The sequence below is a fragment of the Gemmata algarum genome, assembly GCF_034097035.1.
GTDB lineage: Bacteria > Planctomycetota > Planctomycetia > Gemmatales > Gemmataceae > Gemmata > Gemmata algarum.
Genome location: NZ_JAXBLV010000175.1, coordinates 1 through 16449 on the forward strand (window position 1 = coordinate 1; position 16449 = coordinate 16449).

Annotated in this window: 17 protein-coding genes; 14 read left to right on the forward strand and 3 right to left on the reverse strand. The window is 67.0% G+C overall.

Translation table 11 applies throughout. From position 1 onward, the window contains the following. Positions 1-134: 134 nt before the first annotated feature. The 5 genes from R5W23_RS13400 (at position 135) to R5W23_RS13420 (ending at position 5198) form a co-directional block, all read left to right on the forward strand. The gene (locus R5W23_RS13400) at positions 135-2357 is read left to right on the forward strand and encodes an alpha/beta hydrolase family protein (RefSeq protein WP_320686744.1); all 2223 of its coding nucleotides are present in this window, start codon (positions 135-137) and stop codon (positions 2355-2357) included. Between the two features lie 145 nt (positions 2358-2502). Further along, positions 2503-3810 (forward strand): 3-isopropylmalate dehydratase large subunit, encoded by a 1308-nt coding sequence (locus tag R5W23_RS13405; RefSeq protein WP_320686745.1) that lies wholly within the window; start codon positions 2503-2505, stop codon positions 3808-3810. A gap of 31 nt (positions 3811-3841) precedes the next feature. After that, positions 3842-4093, forward strand: coding sequence for a hypothetical protein (locus R5W23_RS13410; RefSeq protein ID WP_261185327.1), 252 nt, complete (start codon positions 3842-3844; stop codon positions 4091-4093). Next, entirely contained in the window at positions 4090-4347 is a 258-nt protein-coding gene (locus tag R5W23_RS13415; protein WP_261185328.1) for a hypothetical protein, read from the forward strand. Before R5W23_RS13410 ends, R5W23_RS13415 begins: the two co-directional genes overlap by 4 nt. Before the next feature lie 17 nt (positions 4348-4364). Then, positions 4365-5198 (forward strand): N-formylglutamate amidohydrolase, encoded by an 834-nt coding sequence (locus tag R5W23_RS13420; protein ID WP_320686746.1) that lies wholly within the window; start codon positions 4365-4367, stop codon positions 5196-5198. A gap of 30 nt (positions 5199-5228) precedes the next feature. Here R5W23_RS13420 and R5W23_RS13425 read toward each other — a convergent pair whose 3' ends face one another. The 3 genes from R5W23_RS13425 to R5W23_RS13435 form a co-directional block, all read right to left on the reverse strand. Continuing rightward, positions 5229-6491: a tetratricopeptide repeat protein gene (locus R5W23_RS13425; protein WP_320686747.1), complete on the reverse strand. Its 1263-nt coding sequence runs from the start codon at positions 6489-6491 to the stop codon at positions 5229-5231. Between the two features lie 71 nt (positions 6492-6562). Continuing rightward, positions 6563-7576: a DUF1559 domain-containing protein gene (locus R5W23_RS13430; protein WP_320686748.1), complete on the reverse strand. Its 1014-nt coding sequence runs from the start codon at positions 7574-7576 to the stop codon at positions 6563-6565. A gap of 119 nt (positions 7577-7695) precedes the next feature. Continuing rightward, positions 7696-8565, reverse strand: coding sequence for a helix-turn-helix transcriptional regulator (locus R5W23_RS13435; RefSeq protein ID WP_320686749.1), 870 nt, complete (start codon positions 8563-8565; stop codon positions 7696-7698). Between the two features lie 103 nt (positions 8566-8668). Between R5W23_RS13435 and R5W23_RS13440 the strand changes: the two genes are divergently transcribed. From R5W23_RS13440 to R5W23_RS13480, 9 genes are all read left to right on the forward strand, one after another. Continuing rightward, positions 8669-9889, forward strand: a complete 1221-nt coding sequence (locus R5W23_RS13440) for a CaiB/BaiF CoA transferase family protein (protein WP_320686750.1) — start codon at positions 8669-8671, stop codon at positions 9887-9889. A 106-nt stretch (positions 9890-9995) separates the two neighbouring features. After that, a complete protein-coding gene (locus R5W23_RS13445; RefSeq protein ID WP_320686751.1) occupies positions 9996-10931 on the forward strand; it encodes a sugar phosphate isomerase/epimerase family protein in 936 nt (311 codons plus the stop codon). An 89-nt stretch (positions 10932-11020) separates the two neighbouring features. Further along, positions 11021-11755 (forward strand): Uma2 family endonuclease, encoded by a 735-nt coding sequence (locus tag R5W23_RS13450; protein ID WP_320686752.1) that lies wholly within the window; start codon positions 11021-11023, stop codon positions 11753-11755. Next, positions 11745-12365, forward strand: a complete 621-nt coding sequence (locus R5W23_RS13455) for a hypothetical protein (protein ID WP_320686753.1) — start codon at positions 11745-11747, stop codon at positions 12363-12365. Before R5W23_RS13450 ends, R5W23_RS13455 begins: the two co-directional genes overlap by 11 nt. Positions 12366-12375: 10 nt before the next feature. After that, positions 12376-12708, forward strand: coding sequence for a hypothetical protein (locus R5W23_RS13460; protein WP_320686754.1), 333 nt, complete (start codon positions 12376-12378; stop codon positions 12706-12708). 397 nt (positions 12709-13105) lie between these two features. Then, the gene (locus tag R5W23_RS13465; protein WP_320686755.1) at positions 13106-13330 is read left to right on the forward strand and encodes a hypothetical protein; all 225 of its coding nucleotides are present in this window, start codon (positions 13106-13108) and stop codon (positions 13328-13330) included. Positions 13331-13604: 274 nt separating this feature from the next. Then, positions 13605-14564, forward strand: a complete 960-nt coding sequence (locus R5W23_RS13470) for a DUF1559 domain-containing protein (RefSeq protein WP_320686756.1) — start codon at positions 13605-13607, stop codon at positions 14562-14564. Positions 14565-14594: 30 nt separating this feature from the next. After that, entirely contained in the window at positions 14595-15029 is a 435-nt protein-coding gene (locus tag R5W23_RS13475; RefSeq protein WP_320686757.1) for a peptidase associated/transthyretin-like domain-containing protein, read from the forward strand. A 268-nt stretch (positions 15030-15297) separates the two neighbouring features. Further along, a complete protein-coding gene (locus R5W23_RS13480; RefSeq protein ID WP_407936124.1) occupies positions 15298-16449 on the forward strand; it encodes a Gfo/Idh/MocA family protein in 1152 nt (383 codons plus the stop codon).

Sequence of the window (16449 nt, forward strand, 5' to 3'; positions counted from 1 at the left end):
CATGGGCGGGAGCCCTGTGCGCCGAGCACCAGCGGCCAACCGCGTCGCTCCTCTCTGGCACACAAAAGCAGGACGTAGCTGTGTTTAAGAAACGCCCTCTTCGTGTGCCTCTGTGTCTCCTTTGTGCCTTTGTGGTGAACGCTTCGTCTCGCGGCGCGGAACCGCTACCAAACACGAAGCCCCTCACCGAAGCCGGCAACCTCGCAGAGAAGCAGGTTGCCGGGATGCACAAGTACCTCGACCGTGCCCTCGCCGCGGTGCGGAAGGAGCGCGACGCGGTATGGAAGGACGCGCTCGCGTCGGAAAAGGCGCTTGCGAAGGCGCTGCCCGCCAAGCGGGAACGCCTCAAGAAACTGCTCGGCGTTGTTGATCCGCGTTCCGAGCCGAACCTCGAATACGTGAGCGGCCCGGGGCGGCCGTCACTGCTCGCCGAAATCGGCGGGTGCAAGGTTCATGCGGTGCGGTGGGCGGTGCTACCGGGAATCGACGCCGAAGGGCTGCTCATTGAGCCGAAGGGCGCCCCGAAAGCGTGTGCCATCGCCGTTTCGCACTCCGACCAGACGCCCGAGCAAATCGCAGGGTTCGCGAAAGGCGATGCGTTCGCGCTCCAACTCGCACAACATGGCTGTCGCGTGTTGGTTCCCGTCCTCATCGACCGCAAAGACGATCTGTCGGGCAACCCGAAGCTGAACCGACAGACGAACCTCCCGCACCGCGAGTTCGTGTACCGAATGGCCTACGAGATGGGGCGCACGCTCACCGGGTACGAAGTGCAGAAGGTGTTCGCGGCGGTCGACTGGTTCAAATCGCAGGACGCTAAACTTCCGGTCGGCGTCATCGGCTATGGCGACGGCGGGATGATCGCGCTGTACGCCGGCGCGATCGACGAGCGTCTCGCGTCCGTTCAACTCGCCGGCTACTTCAACGAGCGCGAGAAGCTACACCAAGAGCCGATCGACCGCAACGTGTGGGGGCTGCTCACCGAGTTCGGCGATGCGGAACTTGGTGCGATGATTCACCCGCGATGGTTCAATCCCGGGCTCCATGACGAGCCCCCCAAGTGGACCGGTCCTGTTTCGTCGAAACCCGGACGCGCGGGCGCTGCCCCCGGAACGCTGGGCGAGATGAGGAAAGATTTCGTCGAGGGGCACCGCTACCGCAGCTTCTTCGATCCGAAGCTCAGGAATGATGTGATCATTGAAGGCGGCGGGTTAATCGAGCACGGGGTTGGCACGGAGAGCTTCCTGAGCGGGTTGGGGATCAAACAACCGGACCGAGCGCCGTTTCGAACTCCCGAGGTGAAACTCCCGGCTCCCGAACACCGCCACAAGCGCCAGTTCGACCAACTCGTTTCGTACACGCAAAAGCTCTGGCGCGACTCCGACGCCACACGCAAAGCGTACTGGGCGAAGGCCGACGCCCGTTCGCCCGCGGCGTGGGAGAAGTCCTGCGACACGTACCGCGACTACTTCCACACGGAGGTGATCGGAAAGCTGCCCGAACCGACGATGCCGCTGAACCCGCGCACGCGACAGGTGTACGACGAGAAAACCTGGACCGGTTACGAGGTTGTGCTTGATTGCTACGAGGATGTGTTCGCGACCGGCGTTCTCTTGTTGCCGAAGGATCTGAAGCCCGGCGAGAAGCGGCCGGTGGTGGTGTGCCAGCACGGGCTGGAGGGCACGCCGCGCGACACGATCGAGGTGGAGAAGCGGCTCGTCTACAACCACTTCTCGCGGCGGCTCGTGGAACTGGGCTACATCGTGTACGCCCCGCAGAACCCGTATTACGGCAAGAACACCTTCCGACAGCTCCAGCGCAAAGCGAACCCGCTAAAGCTCTCGCTCTTCAGCTTCATCATTCGGCAGCACCAGCGATCGCTCGACTGGCTCGAAACGCTGCCCAACGTGGACCCGAAACGCATCGCCCTTTACGGGCTGAGCTACGGCGGCAAGACCGCCATGCGCGTCCCGGCGGTCGAGAAGCGGTACTGCCTCTCGATCTGCTCCGGCGACTTCAACGAATGGATCGGGAAGACCGTGTCCGTCGACCTGGACCGCAGCTACATGTGGACCGGCGAGTACGAGATGTACGAGTTCGACCTCGGGAACACGTTCAACTACGCCGAGATGACGTACCTCATCGCTCCGCGGCCGTTCATGGTGGAGCGCGGGCACGACGACGGCGTGGGCACCGACGAGATGGTGGCCTATGAGTACGCAAAGGTGCGCCACCTCTATGCCAACCGGCTCAAGATTCCCGATCGCACCGCCATCGAGTTCTTCCCGGGCGGGCACCAGATCAACGCGAAGGACACGTTCGCGTTCCTGACGAAGCACCTCGATTACCCGAAGTAGTCTCCGGCGTTAAACTTACGGGCACGGCGAGTGGGGAGCGTGTCTGAACGGGCTTTCCGTGACGGGGCGGGCGAACGGGCCGCCCCGTTTTGTGCCCATCCGTTACAATGGAAAGAAGACCTCTTCCGATTCGGAGCCTGCCGCGATGTCCGCGATGACGATGACCGAGAAGATCCTGGCCCGCGCCAGCGGGAAAGCCCACGCCGCCCCCGGCGAGAACGTGTGGGCCAACGTCGATGTGCTGATGACGCACGACGTGTGCGGCCCCGGCACGTTCGGCGTGTTCAAGAAGGAGTTCGGGGCGGACGCGAAGGTGTGGGACAAGGAGAAGCTGGTCCTCATCCCGGACCACTACATCTTCACCAAGGACGCGATGGCGAACCGCAACGTTGACGTGTTGCGCCAGTTCGCGAAAGAGCAGGACATCAAGTACTTCTACGACGTCGGCACCAAGAACTACAAGGGCGTGTGCCACATCGCGCTGCCCGAAGAGGGGCACACCCGCCCCGGCGAGGTGCTGCTCGGCACCGACAGCCACACCTGCACCGCCGGCGCGTTCGGCGAGTTCGCCACCGGCATCGGCAACACCGACGCCGGGTTCGTCCTCGGCACCGGCAAGCTGTGGCTCAAGGTGCCGCCCACCATGCGGTTCGTGTTCCACGGCAACCTGCCGCCGTACCTCATGGCGAAGGACCTGATCCTCGCCGTGATCGGCGACATCGGCGTGGACGGCGCCACCTACCGCGCGATGGAGTTCGACGGCGACGGCGTGTACGCCCTCAACATCGAGGAGCGGATGACGCTGTGCAACATGGCGATCGAGGCCGGCGGCAAGAACGGCATCATCGCCGCGGATCAGGTGACGCTCGACTACGTCAACAAGCGGAACGCCGGGAACCGGCCGTACACCGTGGTGAAGAGCGACCCGGGCGCGCAGTTCGTGTTCGAGAAGGTGTACGACGTGTCGAAACTGGAGCCGGTGATCGCCAAGCCGCACTCCCCGGACAACAAGGCGTTCGTGAGCCAGGTGAAGGGGACCAAGCTCGACCGCGCGTACATCGGCAGCTGCACCGGCGGCAAGCTCACCGACTTCAAGGCCGCGGCCCAGTTGCTCAACGGCAAGACGGTGAAGATCGACACGTTCGTGGTGCCCGCCACGACCGAGGTGGCCCGCGGCCTGGACACGGAGACGATCGGCGGCAGGTCGCTGCGCGACATCTTCCTCTCCGCCGGCGCCAAGATCGGCGACGCGAGCTGCGCGGCGTGCCTGGGCGGGCCGTCGGACACGTTCGGCCGGCTCAACGCGCCGATCAGTTGCATCAGCACCACCAACCGGAACTTCCCCGGCCGGATGGGGCACAAGGAGGCGCAGGTGTTCCTGGCCAGCCCGCTGACGGTGGCCGCCAGCGCGCTGACCGGCACCATCGCGGACTGCCGCGAGCTCCTGGTATAATCGCGGCACGCCCCGGGCAGGAGAACGAGCCGTGACCACGACGATCATCACCATCACCGACCCCGAGTTGCTCGCGAAACTGGCCGCCGCGGAGGGCCGGATCGTCTTCCGCGGGCCGGCCGGAGAAGCGATCAAAACCGCAGACACGGTCACCCGGGGCGGGCTGCCGCCTGGGGTGAGGTCGCCGATCTCCGACGAGGAAATCGAGGAGGCGCGGAAGCAACCGGACGGTTCACCGCTCGCGGACGTGTGGAAGCGGATTCACGAGAGGCACAAGCCGTGAATTACGCGGTCACCTGGACGCCCCATGCCGAGCAGGAACTGGCAGACGTTTGGGTCGCGGCGGCAGACCGGCAGGCGGTCGCCGCGGCGTCGTACCGACTCGACGGGGAAATCGCGACCGCTCCGTATGGTCGCGGACTGCCGCGCGGTTCGCCGGCGGTTTACACAGCCGTCGAACTGCCGCTCGGCATTGAGTACGAAGTGATCGAAGACGACAAGAAGGTGCGCGTCCTGCGCGTCTGGTCTTTGGTTTGAGTCGCGAGGTTCACCGCATGGGCCGTTCGTTCGGCGCCGCGAGCGCCGCCCTTCTGTTCCCGGTGCTCGCGGCCCTGGCCCCGGCCGCCCCGGACGCGCCCAAGCCCGGCGATTTCGTTACCGTTCAGAAGGGTACGCTCCCGATCATCATTTCCGCCCCGCACGGCGGGCGCAAGCCGGTGCCCGACTTGCCCCTGCGGGTCGGGGCCGGGCTGAACAACTTCCAGACCGTGCGCGACGAAAACACCGCCGAGTTGACCGAGAAGCTCGTTGCGGAGTTGGAAGAAATCCTCGACGGCAAGCCGTGGGTGGTGATCGCCCGGTTCGAGCGCAAGTACCTGGACGCGAACCGGGCGCCCGAGCAGAGCTACGAGAGCGATAAGGCCAAGCCGTACTACGACGCCTACCACGCCCCGCTCGCGGCCGCGTGCAAGGCGGTGCGCGAGAAGCACGGGCGCGGGCTGCTGCTCGACATCCACGGTCAGTCCCTGCACCCGGGCGCGATCTGCCGCGGCACGCAGAATCTGAAAACCGTGAAGCTCCTCCGCGACCGCGACGGGATGGCTGCGCTCCGCGGCAAGTACAGCGTGTTGGGACGGATGGAGAAGCACGGGTACAAGGTGCTGCCGGCCGCCGACGCCGAAGAGGGCACGAAAGAAGAGCCGCAGTTCAACGGGGGGTACATCGTCAACCACTACGGCAGCCACACCGCGTTCGCCATCGACGCGATCCAGCTCGAACTCGGCACCCACCTTCGTGCGAAAGACCGGTCCGCGGACACCGCGAAAGACCTCGCGGACGCGGTCCGCGTGTTTTACGACGCCTACCTGAAAGACGCGACGAAGAAGTGAGTGCAGAGCGAACCGGTGCGGCCCCCGGCGTCACTCGTCGTCGCGGAACGGCTTCTTCGCCTTGAACAGCTCCAGCCGCGCCTCCAGCTTCTTGCGATCGTCCGCGGGGATCGCCTTCGCCTCCAGGGCTTTCTGAAGCTCGGTCACCGCCGCCCCGAAGTCACCCGCTGCGGCGTGCGCCGCGGCGAGCGTGTCGCGGAAGCCCCAGGCTCCGTCCAGCGCGACCGCTTTCGTTGCCAGTTCTACCGCCCGTTTGCCGTCGCGGTGCTTCTCGTCCGGGCAGGTCGCCAAATGCCAGGCGAGCGAGTTGAGCCGCGCCGCCGACGGGTCGAGTTTGACGGCCGCCTCGAACCCGGTGGTGGCCGCGTCGTACTTCTTCAGCTTCGCCAGCGCCCGCGCTCGGTACCCCACCGCCGCCGCGAACTGCGGGTCCAGCTCGATCGCCTTATCACAATCGGCCACGGCCCGCTCGTAGTCCTTTTTGTTCAGCAGCGCGTGCCCCCGGTTGCTGTAAGCGACTGCGTATTTCGGGTCGGTCTTCAGCACCGTGGTGAAGTCCTCGATGGCCTTGTCGTACTCCTTCTTGTTGATCCACACGGTGCCGCGGTTGTTGAGCGCGGCGAGGCTGTTGGGGGCCAGTTTCAGGTACTCGGTGTAGTCCGCGACGGCGTCGTCGTGCTTGCCGTTCTCGTTGTTGCTCGCGGCCCGCATGAACAGCGCCCAACTGTTTTGCGGCTCGGCCTTCAGCAGCGCGTCGAAGTGGGCGACCGCCGCCTCTTTGGGGAGCAAGTCGTCCTTGGCGACCCACCCCTCGCGGTACCGGTCGCGGACCCGCACCCAGCCGTCGCCGTTGTCCCGCACCACAACAAACGAGATGCCGGCGAGCGTGAAGAACGTGGACCGCCCCTTCTCGTCGCGGTCCCCGAACTGCACCTGGTTGGCGCTCTTCTTCGCCAGCACCTTCCCTCCGGCGGCCCACAGTTTCGCGGGATCGACCTTGGGGACCGGGGCGCCCTTGCGGGGCATCTCGCGGCCGGCGAACAACTCCACCTCGTATTTGAACAGGACGCCGGCCTCGTCGGCGAACTCGAGGTACACGCCGTCGTCCGACTTGACGGTGAGCGTTTGGCCCAGCGTCACCTCGGCGCCGTCGCGGAGGATGCCGCCGGCCTGCTTGGTGCCGAGCCGGGTGGTCGCACGCAGCCGGACGGTTTTATCGGTCCAGTTCTGGTCCTGGCCGACCGCCGCAGCGGTCAACATTGCGACGGTCGTGAGAGCGAAAATGCGAGTCATGGGCGCCTCCGAGGTGACCGCACCAGTGTACCGGTACGTCCGCCGACGGTCAAAGCCCTTATCGCGGGCGGTCAGTCGGCCCCGGAGATCACCTCGCCGTCGTTGCGCACCGCGAACCGGCGCAGGTTCGCGGTGTCGATGCTGTTCCGCACGGCGCGGACGCTGCCGTCGCAGAACACGAAGTTGCACACGCCCGTGTGCCAGCTCCCGAACCGGCGGGCGTAGAAGGCGTCCCCGCGGGTGCTCGGGGTCACGTCGGTCGGCCCCTTCGCCAGCGGGTCGTCCGGCCCGGCCACGCGCCCGGAGTACGTGGTCCACACGCCGTTGTAGATCGACCCGTCGCCCACCTTCGCGCGCCCGAACATCCCCTGCGGGATGTGCTTCTCGCCCGCCAGGAACGTGTTGCTCAACCCGTCGCTGATGCTGCCGAAGTGGGTCAGCCCTTTGAAACTGGTCCCGACCGGGGCCTGCCCCTGGATCAGCGCGCCGTTGGCCCGGACGCTGGCCCACGCGATGTCGGCCGTGTTCCCCGGGTAGTTGTCCACGGTGCCCACGCTGCCCGCGTAGTCGCCCAGCGCCCCGGGCGGGTTGTTGGTCCCGGCGAACCGGGCGTCGGTGCCCGGTCCCGGGAAGTTCGGGGGCGGCGACGAGTCGGCCGGAATCACGTCCTCCTGCGTGCTCAGCGTGCCCGGGCTGCGGCGGCTCGGGCAGTAGAAGCTCTTGACGTGGAACTGGCGCCCGTTCGCGTTGGTCGTGGAGGAGTAGTTCGCGGTCGGCGTCCACAGGTTCCGCAGGTTGTCCTGTTCCATGTACGGCATGATGAGCACGAACCACGTGACCGTGTTGTTGGTCACCCGCAGCGGCGGCAGCGTCCCCACAGAGTCGTGGTAGTTGTGAGCGGCCAGCCCGAGCTGCTTGAGGTTGTTCTGGCAGCTCATGCGCGCCGCCGCCTCACGGACCTTCTGCACGGCCGGCAACAGCAGCCCGATCAGGATCGCAATAATCGCGATCACCACCAGCAATTCAATGAGCGTGAACGCACGGGCGCGCGTGCGGCGCCCGAGGCGAAGACCCGGGAGAGACATCAGAGCCTCCGAAATAAGAGCGGACCGAGGTGTTTGCAGATCCGAACGAGATGACACTGCTCTGGGAGCAGTAGCAGTACGTTAATCGATCTCTAACGAATCGGTCTTGGCGGATCGGGTCAATCCGGTTGGCGGATCGGGCCAACTTCGCGCAGCCGCGGCACGGCCGCCCCGGACCCGCGCCACCGGCCCGGGGACTGCCCGGTGTGCCGCTTGAACGCGCGGTAGAACGCGGACAGGTCCTCGTACCCGCACTCGAACGCGATCGAGGTGATGCCGCGGGCGGTGTCCCGGAGCAGCCGGCACGCGTACTCGACGCGGACCCGCTCGACGTACTCGGCGAACGGGCACCCCGCCGCGGCGCGGAACAGGCGGGTGAACGAGCGCCGGCTCAGTCCCAGTTCGGCGGCGGCCCGGTCGAGCCGCGGCGGCTCGTAGAACCGGCGGTCGAGGTCGGCCCGGAACCGCTCGACCGCCTCGCGCCCGGTCTCGGGGCGTGTGGCGCCCGCGGCCGGCCGGGGCGCGGACCGGGCGACCAGCGCCACCAGTTGCAGTGCCAGCCCGACCATCTTCGCGCGCCCGCCGGGCCGCGCGTCGGTCTGCTCGTGGAACATCTGGCGCAGCCCGGCGCGGACCCGGGCGGCCAGCACCCGCGAGCCCGGGACGACGCCGGCCCGCTCGTCCAGTTGCAGCTCGGGGTCGCACGCCAGCAGCTCGGCGGAAACGCCGATGCCGTACAGGGTGAGCGGCGCGTCGCGGTCCGCGATCTGGTGGACCACGCCCGGCGGCACGACGACCACGTCCCCGGGGCCGCACGCGTGCCCGCGCCCGGCGAGGACGAACGTCCCGCGGCCGTCGAGGGCGTAGAACAGTTCGGCGAACGGGTGGCTCTCGGGCTCCATCACGAACCCGTGGTCGTGCTGCGTCTCCCACACGTAGACCCCGTGTGCGGGAAGCACGACCGCGACCGGCTCGCGGCGCGCGTTCATCGAGCGGCCCCCCGGGAGAGTTGAAGGGTGCGTGCAGTCTAACGCGCCGCGCCGGGCGTGTCACGCCGCGACGCGGCATAGAATTTCGGGCACGGAGGTTCTCATGCTGCCATTCCCGACGGACCCGGTGCCGCCGCTGCACGAGGTGCGCGTCCTCGACGCGGCCCGCGTGCTGGCCGGGCCGTTCTGCGGCCAACTGCTCGCCGACCTCGGCGCCGAGGTCATCAAGCTCGAGCGCCCCGGCCAGGGCGACGACACCCGCGGGTGGGGGCCGCCCGACGTGCCCGGGTTCGGCGACCTGTCCGCGTACTTCCTGTCGTGCAACCGCGGGAAGCGGTCGCTCACGCTCGACATCGCGAGCGCCGAGGGCGGCGAACTGTTCCACCGGCTGCTCGCGAAGTGCGACGTGCTGCTGGAGAACTTCCGCACCGACAGCGCGGACAAGCTCGGGCTGGCGCCGGGCGCGCTGCTCGCGAAGCACCCGCGGCTGATCGCGTGCTCGATCTCGGGCTTCGGCCGCACCGGGCCGCTCAAAGACGCCCCGGGGTACGACTTCGCGGTTCAGGCGCGGTCGGGCCTGATGAGCATCACCGGCCCCGCCGAGGGGCCGCCGTACAAGGTCGGGGTCGCGGTCGTGGACGTTCTGACCGGCCTCTACGCCGCGAACGCGGTGCTCGCGGCGCTGCACGCGCGGTCCCGGAGCGGCCACGGGTACGCGATCGACCTCGCGCTCGCCGACTGCGCGCTGGCGGCGCAGGTGAACGTCGCGCAGGCGTACCTGACCGGCGGCGCCGTGCCGTCGCGGCAGGGGAACGCGCACCTTCAGATCGTCCCGTACCAACTGTTCGCCACCGCCGACGGCTGGCTGGTGCTCAACGTCGGCAACGACGCGCAGTGGCGCGCGTTCTGCGCCACCGCGGGCGCGCCGGAACTCGGCGCCGCGCCCGAGTACGCGACCAACCGGCAGCGGGTGGAGCGGCGCGCCGAGGTGGTGCCGAAGGTGGACGCCCTGATGAAGCGGCTGGGCACCGCCGAGTGGGAAACGCGCCTGACGAACGCGAACGTCCCGCACGCGGTGGTGCGCACCTACGCCGACGTGTTCGCCGACCCGCAAACGCTGGCCCGGGGGATGAAGCTGACAGTGCGCGACCCGGCGGGCAACCCGGTGGACCTGATCGGCTCGCCGCTGCACCTCCACGGCGCCGCGGCGCCCGAACCGACGATGCCGCCGCGCCTCGGCGCCCAAACGGACGCGGTACTCGGCGAGCTGCTGGGCCTCGGCGCCGACGCCGTTCGCGCGCTGCGCGACAAGGGCGTGGTGTGATCCCGCCGGCGCCGCGCTGTCGTGCGCGGCCGGATCGCTAATTCAGAGAGCACCTCCGGAGTTCCGACCGCCCGTGCCCCTCACCCCTTTTCACTGGGAGCGAGTGATGCTCACCGACCGCCGTCAGTTCTTCGCCGCGTCCGCCGCGTCCGCCGCCCTTGCCGTGTCCGCGGGGGCTTCGGCCCGCGGGGCGGACGCCCCCAAACCGCGGCCGATCCGGATCGGGGTTTCGACGTACTCGTTCTGGCAGTTCAAGAACAACAAGCTCCGCGACGTCGAGGCGTGCATCGACCTGGCCGGCGAGACGGGGTTCGACGCGGTCGAGGTGCTGCACCGCCAGATGACCGACGAGAGCCCCGCGGCGATGCAGAAGATCAAGCGCCGCGCGTTCCTCAACGGCATGGGCCTGTGCGGGTTCTCCATCCACCAGGGGTTCGTGTTCAAGGACAAGGAGGAGCGGCAGAAGAACGTGGAGCACACCATCAAGTGCCTGGAGATGTGCTACGCGATGGGCATCCCGACCATGCGGGTGAACACCGGCCGCTGGGGCACCATCAAGAGCTTCGACGACCTCATGAAGAACCGGGGCGTCGAGCCGAACTTGCCCGGGGTCGGCGACGACGAGGGGTTCAAGTGGGTGACCGACGCCCTGACCGCGTGCCTGAAGACCGCGGAGAAGTGCGGGGTGGTGATGGGGCTCGAGAACCACTGGGGGCTGGGGCGCACGCCCGAGGGGGTGCTCAAGATCGTGGACGCCGTCGGCTCGCCGTGGCTGCGCGTGACGCTGGACACCGGGAACTTCCTCGAGGACCCGTACGACAAGCTCGAGAAGATGGCCCCGAAGGCGGTGCTGGTGCAGGCCAAGACGTACTTCGGCGGCGGGCTGTGGTACACACTGGAACTGGACAACGACCGGATCGCGCGGATGCTCCGCAAGCACAAGTACACGGGCTTCGTCTCGCTCGAGTTTGAGGGGAAGGAGGACCCGCTCACCGGCGTGCCCAAGAGCCTCGAGGTGCTGCGCAAAGCCTTCGCGGTGTGACGCGCCGTGCGCCCCGGCGGGCGCGGCCGTTCGACCTTCCGCGCCCGAACGCCCGCGGGTACGTTGTCGCCCACCCACAGGAGCAACCCGTGCCTGCTGACGCCACGCAACTCGAACTCGCGTACCGGTACGCCGCCGCCGCGTACCGGTTCGCGGAGCGCCGGTGCCACGACGATGTCGCACCCGCCCGCGTCGCGCAACGCGACATCACCCGCTGGTCGCTGGAAATCGTGCGCGGGGCACGGAGCGCCGTGCAGACCTTCACGAACCTGCTGATTCAGTACCCGCAAAACGGAACGAACGAGCCGGGCCAGATCCGGCCGGATAACACGGTGTTCGTTCACCCGCACCCGCTCGCTCCGGGCGAAAGCTACAACACCCCGCTGCAACCGGTGGGGCTGTTCCTGGTCCTGGAATACGTCTCGAAGGCGAGCGCCCGCAAGGACGAAGAGATGAGCTATGCGAAGTACGAACGGGAGCTGAAGGTCCCGTACTACCTGCTGTTCTACCCGGACGCGGACGAATTCACACTGTTCCGGCAGGGTGAGAAGGGCTACACGTCCGTGGTGCCGAACGCACTCGGCCGGTGCCCGATCCCGGAACTGGAACTCGAAGTCGGGCAACTCGGGCGGTGGGTGCGGTACTGGTTCCGCGGCGAGCTGCTGCCGCTTCCGGGGGATCTGCTAAAGGAGCGCGACGACGCCCGGCGACAACTCGACGCCGAGCGACAGGCGCGGCAGGCGGCCGAGGCGGAACTGGCCAAACTGCGCGAGGAGTGGGCAAAGGTCAAAAGGCAGCAACCGGAGTCAGACGATGCCGTATAACATGTGGTTCGTGACAACGGCTGAGCAATCGCTGCCGGCTAAGGAGTGGATCAAGTACGTGGCCGAGCTCCGTGACGACCTCCGGGCTGAACTGACGGCAGGAGCGCCCGAGAGTTGGGAAGAGATAACCGTCAAAGGTCCGGACGGCTGGTGGTGGTTTAATTTTATGCGCTACTCCGCGGGGGGCGATGGGGGCCGATGGAGCGACGATCTGGAGTTCTTTCAATCGTGGCTCGCTGTTGGTAAGCCCGAGGTGAACGCGCGCTGGGCCGAGGAGTACCTCACGCGAGTGCGGACGGTTTACAAGTTCAAGTGCTCAACCAGTGCGCCTGAAGCAAACATGGATGTGGTCAACGACATCGTTCGGAGGCTCCGGGACGACGATTCAAGTGGACTGCTGTACGCCGAATTGGAGGGGTGGATAAATGACCGCGGCGCGCATATCACCTGGGGATTCTCGGACCAAGTTGCCGGCGGGTGCCTGATGGCGATTCGTCGACCGGGTGAATGGGTCTACTTCCGGATGGAACTCGGTGTCCCCGAACACCGCGAAGCATTTCAAACGGGAGTGGCCCCCATCGGCCTCGAAGCGCTCACAATTCCCGATTGAACCGGAAAATATGCGTCCCTGTCGTCAGTGCCGAGCGCCCATCGAGAACCGCATCGCGGTCTGCCCGCAGTGCGGAACCGCGCAAGGCGGCGCGCCGAAACCGAACACCGACCCGTCCCCGCCGCAAACGCAACGTGCGCTCACGCGGCAGATTTTGGAAGGCGTCTCCGATACCGGCTGGCTGGGGTTAGCCGTCATTCCGTTCGTGTTCGTGTTTCCGTTCGTGCTTGCCTGCGGCGCCGTCGGGTACCTGATTGCCGGACAGACCGGCGCGGCCGTCGGAGCTGTTGGCGCCATCGCTCTGACGCTGGGCGCCGTCATCTGGGCCGAATCGGGGGTCTGACGGCGCCCACGCCGCCCTTGCCATCTCTGGCACGCTACTCCCATCTTCTTAATCCCGGAGTTCCGCATGGAACTCATGATCAATCCGATGCAGGGGGAGCAAACGCTTCGCGCTCTCAACCGAGATGACAAAGTACACTTTCGCAATCCGTTTAGTGACTTATTAGGATTGATTCGCGCCACCTCGCGTTCATAATAACCACACGACAGGCGTCGGAAGACGAGCCCGTCGTACCAGTGAGACGCGACCGGGCGAACACTCACACCGAAGGAGAAGCGGTGTGGGCACGCGCCCGGGCCGGCAACCCACCGGATGACACCCGGGAGCGCCAGTCCGGGAGGCGGGCGCCCCGGGTGGCTATTTTCTTCGCCCGCTGCGGCTGAAAGGGGCGCCTGAGATGTTCCACGTGTACGAAGAGCCCGCCGCCCCGGCCGACCGGTTGGCGGTTCTGTCCGACCGCGATTGGGAGCTGTTGACCGCCCCACAACGTGCCGCCTACCGGCTGCGCGCGGGCGGGTTCGGTACCGGTCTGGAGGCCGTCTCTCGTATGCAACTCGCCGTTATTGCGATCCTGTGTTCAGCAGCCTCATGGTGTCGCAATTTTTCGTTTGAACACAGGTGAAGTGGTGCAACGAAAGCGGGCAGATTAGCCTGACATAAAAGCAGACAGAGACACAAACGGCTCCGGCACTCACAGACATCATGCTATAAGGACTTAACCAGCAATATGTTAAGCACGCCATTATCGCTGCTGGCAGGGCCTTGGCACAACTTGTGCATGAGAAGTTTGTGAATTTGCTACTCGCACTAGTTTTGGACTCGTTGATTCGGCGGACGGTTGGCTTCTCTAGTTTTATCTCATTACCCCTACCGCCTCACGACTCGTGGAGGTCTGCATGTTATTGTTTGCTCGCTCTCGTCGGTTGGCGTTTACGCTCATCGAGTTGCTCGTCGTCATTGCGATTATTGCGATCCTGATTGGGCTGCTGCTGCCGGCCGTGCAGAAGGTGCGGGAGGCGGCCGCGCGCATGAAGTGCCAGAACAACCTCAAGCAGCTCGGGCTGGCGGTGCACGGGTACCACGACTCGAACCAGGTGTTCCCCTCGGGGCGTCCGAAGCACCCGACGTTGAACAACTGGGGCAGCTACACCGTGTACTCGTGGAACATCCTGCCGGCGACCACCGAGAGCACCGGCGGGTGGCTCATGCGGGTGCTGCCGTACATCGAGCAGCAGAACTTGCCCAGTTCGCTGACCGGGCTCACGTCCACGGGCAACATCGCCTCACAGGTGAACACGATCGGGGGCAACCGGGTGTCGATCTTCGAGTGCCCGAGCGATCCGTTGGTGAGCCAACTCGCCACCCAGTACACCCCGGCCCGCGCGCTAACCAGTTACGTGGGCGTGAGCGGGAACGACGAGTGGTCCGAGTCCGGCTACTACGGGAGCAACGCCCGTAACGGCATCTTCGCCGTGTACAGTTGGTCGTCCCAGACTCAAGCGCCGCCCAAAATCGCTTCGGTCACGGACGGCTTGAGCAACACTACTATGGTCGGCGAGCGGCCGCCGATGAGCACCCTGGCCTGGGGTTCGTGGCGCGGGTCCGATTTCAACACCGTGCTGGCGAACCCGAACCGGGAGACGTCTATCGTCTCGGGGTGTCCCGCCCCGGCGTACTTCTCCCCTGATGTGATCACCAACAAGTGCGCCGTGATGCACTTCTGGAGCCTGCACACGGGCGGCGGGAACTGGCTGCTGGGCGACGGGTCGGTGCGGTACTTCGCGTACGCGGCCGGCACCACGGTCCTCCCGCAAATGGCCAGCCGGGACGGCGGCGAGGTCGTCTCCGGGGACTGACCCGACACACGCCACAGCCAGGAGCCACACATGAGCGCACGTTGTTTTTGGGGAGCGGCCTCGCTCGTCGCCTTCTCGCTCGTGCTGAGCGGGTGCTCGCCGGCCAAGGGGGTGGTGAGCGGGAGGGTAACGCACAAAGGGAAGCCCGTCACGTCGGGGAGCGTGACCCTGATCGCGAGCGACGACCTGCCCTACGCGGCCCAGATCGCTTCGGACGGCTCGTACTCGATCCCGGGGGTTCCGGGCGGGTCCGTCAAGATCGGGGTCACCAGCCCCAACCCGTCCGGGGCCGGGCGCGGCGGGCGCGGCGCCGCCGCCGCCCTGAGTGAGGCCCCGCGGGAGGGGCCAGGGACGGCCGGCGCGGGCAGTTGGGTTGAGCTACCGGACAAGTACACGGACCCGCTCAAGTCTGGCCTGTCGGGGGCGGTGAGCGGCGACACGCGCCTCGACATCGATTTGCCCTGACGGGCGCCGTTCAACAGCGCCATCAGAACGGCCGCGGGAGCACTCCCGCGGCCGTTCTGCTACACAGCCGGGGGCGCCGGCGGGGTGTCGCCGATGCGGCCCGCCGGTTCCGCGCGCCAACGGTCCCGCGCGTTCTCCCGCCGTCCGGGCCGAATCGGGGGGCTGACGGCGCGCACGCCGTCCTTACAATCTCCGGCACGCTACTCCCTCCTTCCTCTTCCGGGGTTCACACGTGCCGACCAACGGATCACTCAACCGCAAGCTCCGCATGGGCCTCATCGGCGGCGGGCAGGGCTCCTTCATCGGCCGCGTCCACGCCACCGCGGCCGTGCTCGACAACCGCGCGGCCCTCGTCGCCGGCGCGCTGTCCAGCGACCCGGCCCGCGCGAAGGCGTCCGCGAGCGATTACGACATCCCGGCCGAACGCGCCTACACCTCCTACAAGGAGATGGCCGAGGCCGAGGCCAAGCGGGCCGACAAGGTCGATTTCGTTTCCGTCGCGACGCCGAACCACACGCACTTCGAGATCGCCAAGACGTTCGTCGAGGCCGGGTTCAACGTCGTCTGCGACAAGCCCCTCACCTTCGACCTGGCCCAGGCGGAAGAGCTGCTGAAGGTGGTCGAGAAGTCCGGCGCGGTGTTCGCGGTGACGCACAACTACACCGGCTACCCGCTGGTGCGGCAGGCCCGCGAGATGGTGCTCGGCGGCGAGCTCGGCGAGATCAACGCGATCCGCTCGAACTACATCCAGGGCTGGCTCCGCGACCGGCTGGAGACGGGCGGGCAGAAGCAGGCGGCGTGGCGCACCGACCCCAGCAAGAGCGGGATCGCCGGGTGCTTCGGCGACATCGGCACCCACGCCTACAACCTCGGCCGGTTCATCACCGGGCTGCTGCCGACCGAGATCTCGTGCAGCCTCAAGATCTTCGCCGACGGCCGCGCCCTCGACGACTACGGCGTCGCGCTGGTCCGGTTCGAGAACGGCGCGCTGGCGACCGTCACCGCCAGCCAGATCTCGCACGGCCGCGAGAACGACCTCTTCATCGAGGTGGACGGCACGAAGGGCGCGCTCGAGTGGCACCAGGAGGAGCCGAACAAGCTGCTGGTGCGCAAGAACGGCGAGCCGCACAAGCTGTACACCCGCAACGGCGGCCCGTACCTCGGCGCCGCGCACGGCGCGAGCGTGCGCCTGCCGAGCGGCCACCCCGAGGCGTTCTTCGAGGCGTTCGCGAACGTCTACGGCACCGCCTACGACGCGATGGTGAAGCGTGCCGCGGGCGAGTCGTTCGAGACCGTCAACACGGTTTACCCGAACGTCTACGACGGCGTGGAGGGTATGCTGTTCATCACGAAGTGCGTGGAGAGCAGCAAGCAGAACGGCGGGTGGATCGCGTTCCGCCACCCGAAGAGCCGCAAGTAA

Coding starts and splice junctions, on each gene's coding strand:
- R5W23_RS13405 (WP_320686745.1), top strand. CDS start 2,503: ATGTCCGCGATGACGATGACCGAGAAGATCCTGGCCCGCGCCAGCGGG.
- R5W23_RS13420 (WP_320686746.1), top strand. CDS start 4,365: ATGGGCCGTTCGTTCGGCGCCGCGAGCGCCGCCCTTCTGTTCCCGGTG.
- R5W23_RS13425 (WP_320686747.1), bottom strand. CDS start 6,491: ATGACTCGCATTTTCGCTCTCACGACCGTCGCAATGTTGACCGCTGCG.
- R5W23_RS13430 (WP_320686748.1), bottom strand. CDS start 7,576: ATGTCTCTCCCGGGTCTTCGCCTCGGGCGCCGCACGCGCGCCCGTGCG.
- R5W23_RS13435 (WP_320686749.1), bottom strand. CDS start 8,565: ATGAACGCGCGCCGCGAGCCGGTCGCGGTCGTGCTTCCCGCACACGGG.
- R5W23_RS13440 (WP_320686750.1), top strand. CDS start 8,669: ATGCTGCCATTCCCGACGGACCCGGTGCCGCCGCTGCACGAGGTGCGC.
- R5W23_RS13445 (WP_320686751.1), top strand. CDS start 9,996: ATGCTCACCGACCGCCGTCAGTTCTTCGCCGCGTCCGCCGCGTCCGCC.
- R5W23_RS13455 (WP_320686753.1), top strand. CDS start 11,745: ATGCCGTATAACATGTGGTTCGTGACAACGGCTGAGCAATCGCTGCCG.
- R5W23_RS13460 (WP_320686754.1), top strand. CDS start 12,376: ATGCGTCCCTGTCGTCAGTGCCGAGCGCCCATCGAGAACCGCATCGCG.
- R5W23_RS13465 (WP_320686755.1), top strand. CDS start 13,106: ATGTTCCACGTGTACGAAGAGCCCGCCGCCCCGGCCGACCGGTTGGCG.
- R5W23_RS13470 (WP_320686756.1), top strand. CDS start 13,605: ATGTTATTGTTTGCTCGCTCTCGTCGGTTGGCGTTTACGCTCATCGAG.
- R5W23_RS13475 (WP_320686757.1), top strand. CDS start 14,595: ATGAGCGCACGTTGTTTTTGGGGAGCGGCCTCGCTCGTCGCCTTCTCG.
- R5W23_RS13480 (WP_407936124.1), top strand. CDS start 15,298: ATGGGCCTCATCGGCGGCGGGCAGGGCTCCTTCATCGGCCGCGTCCAC.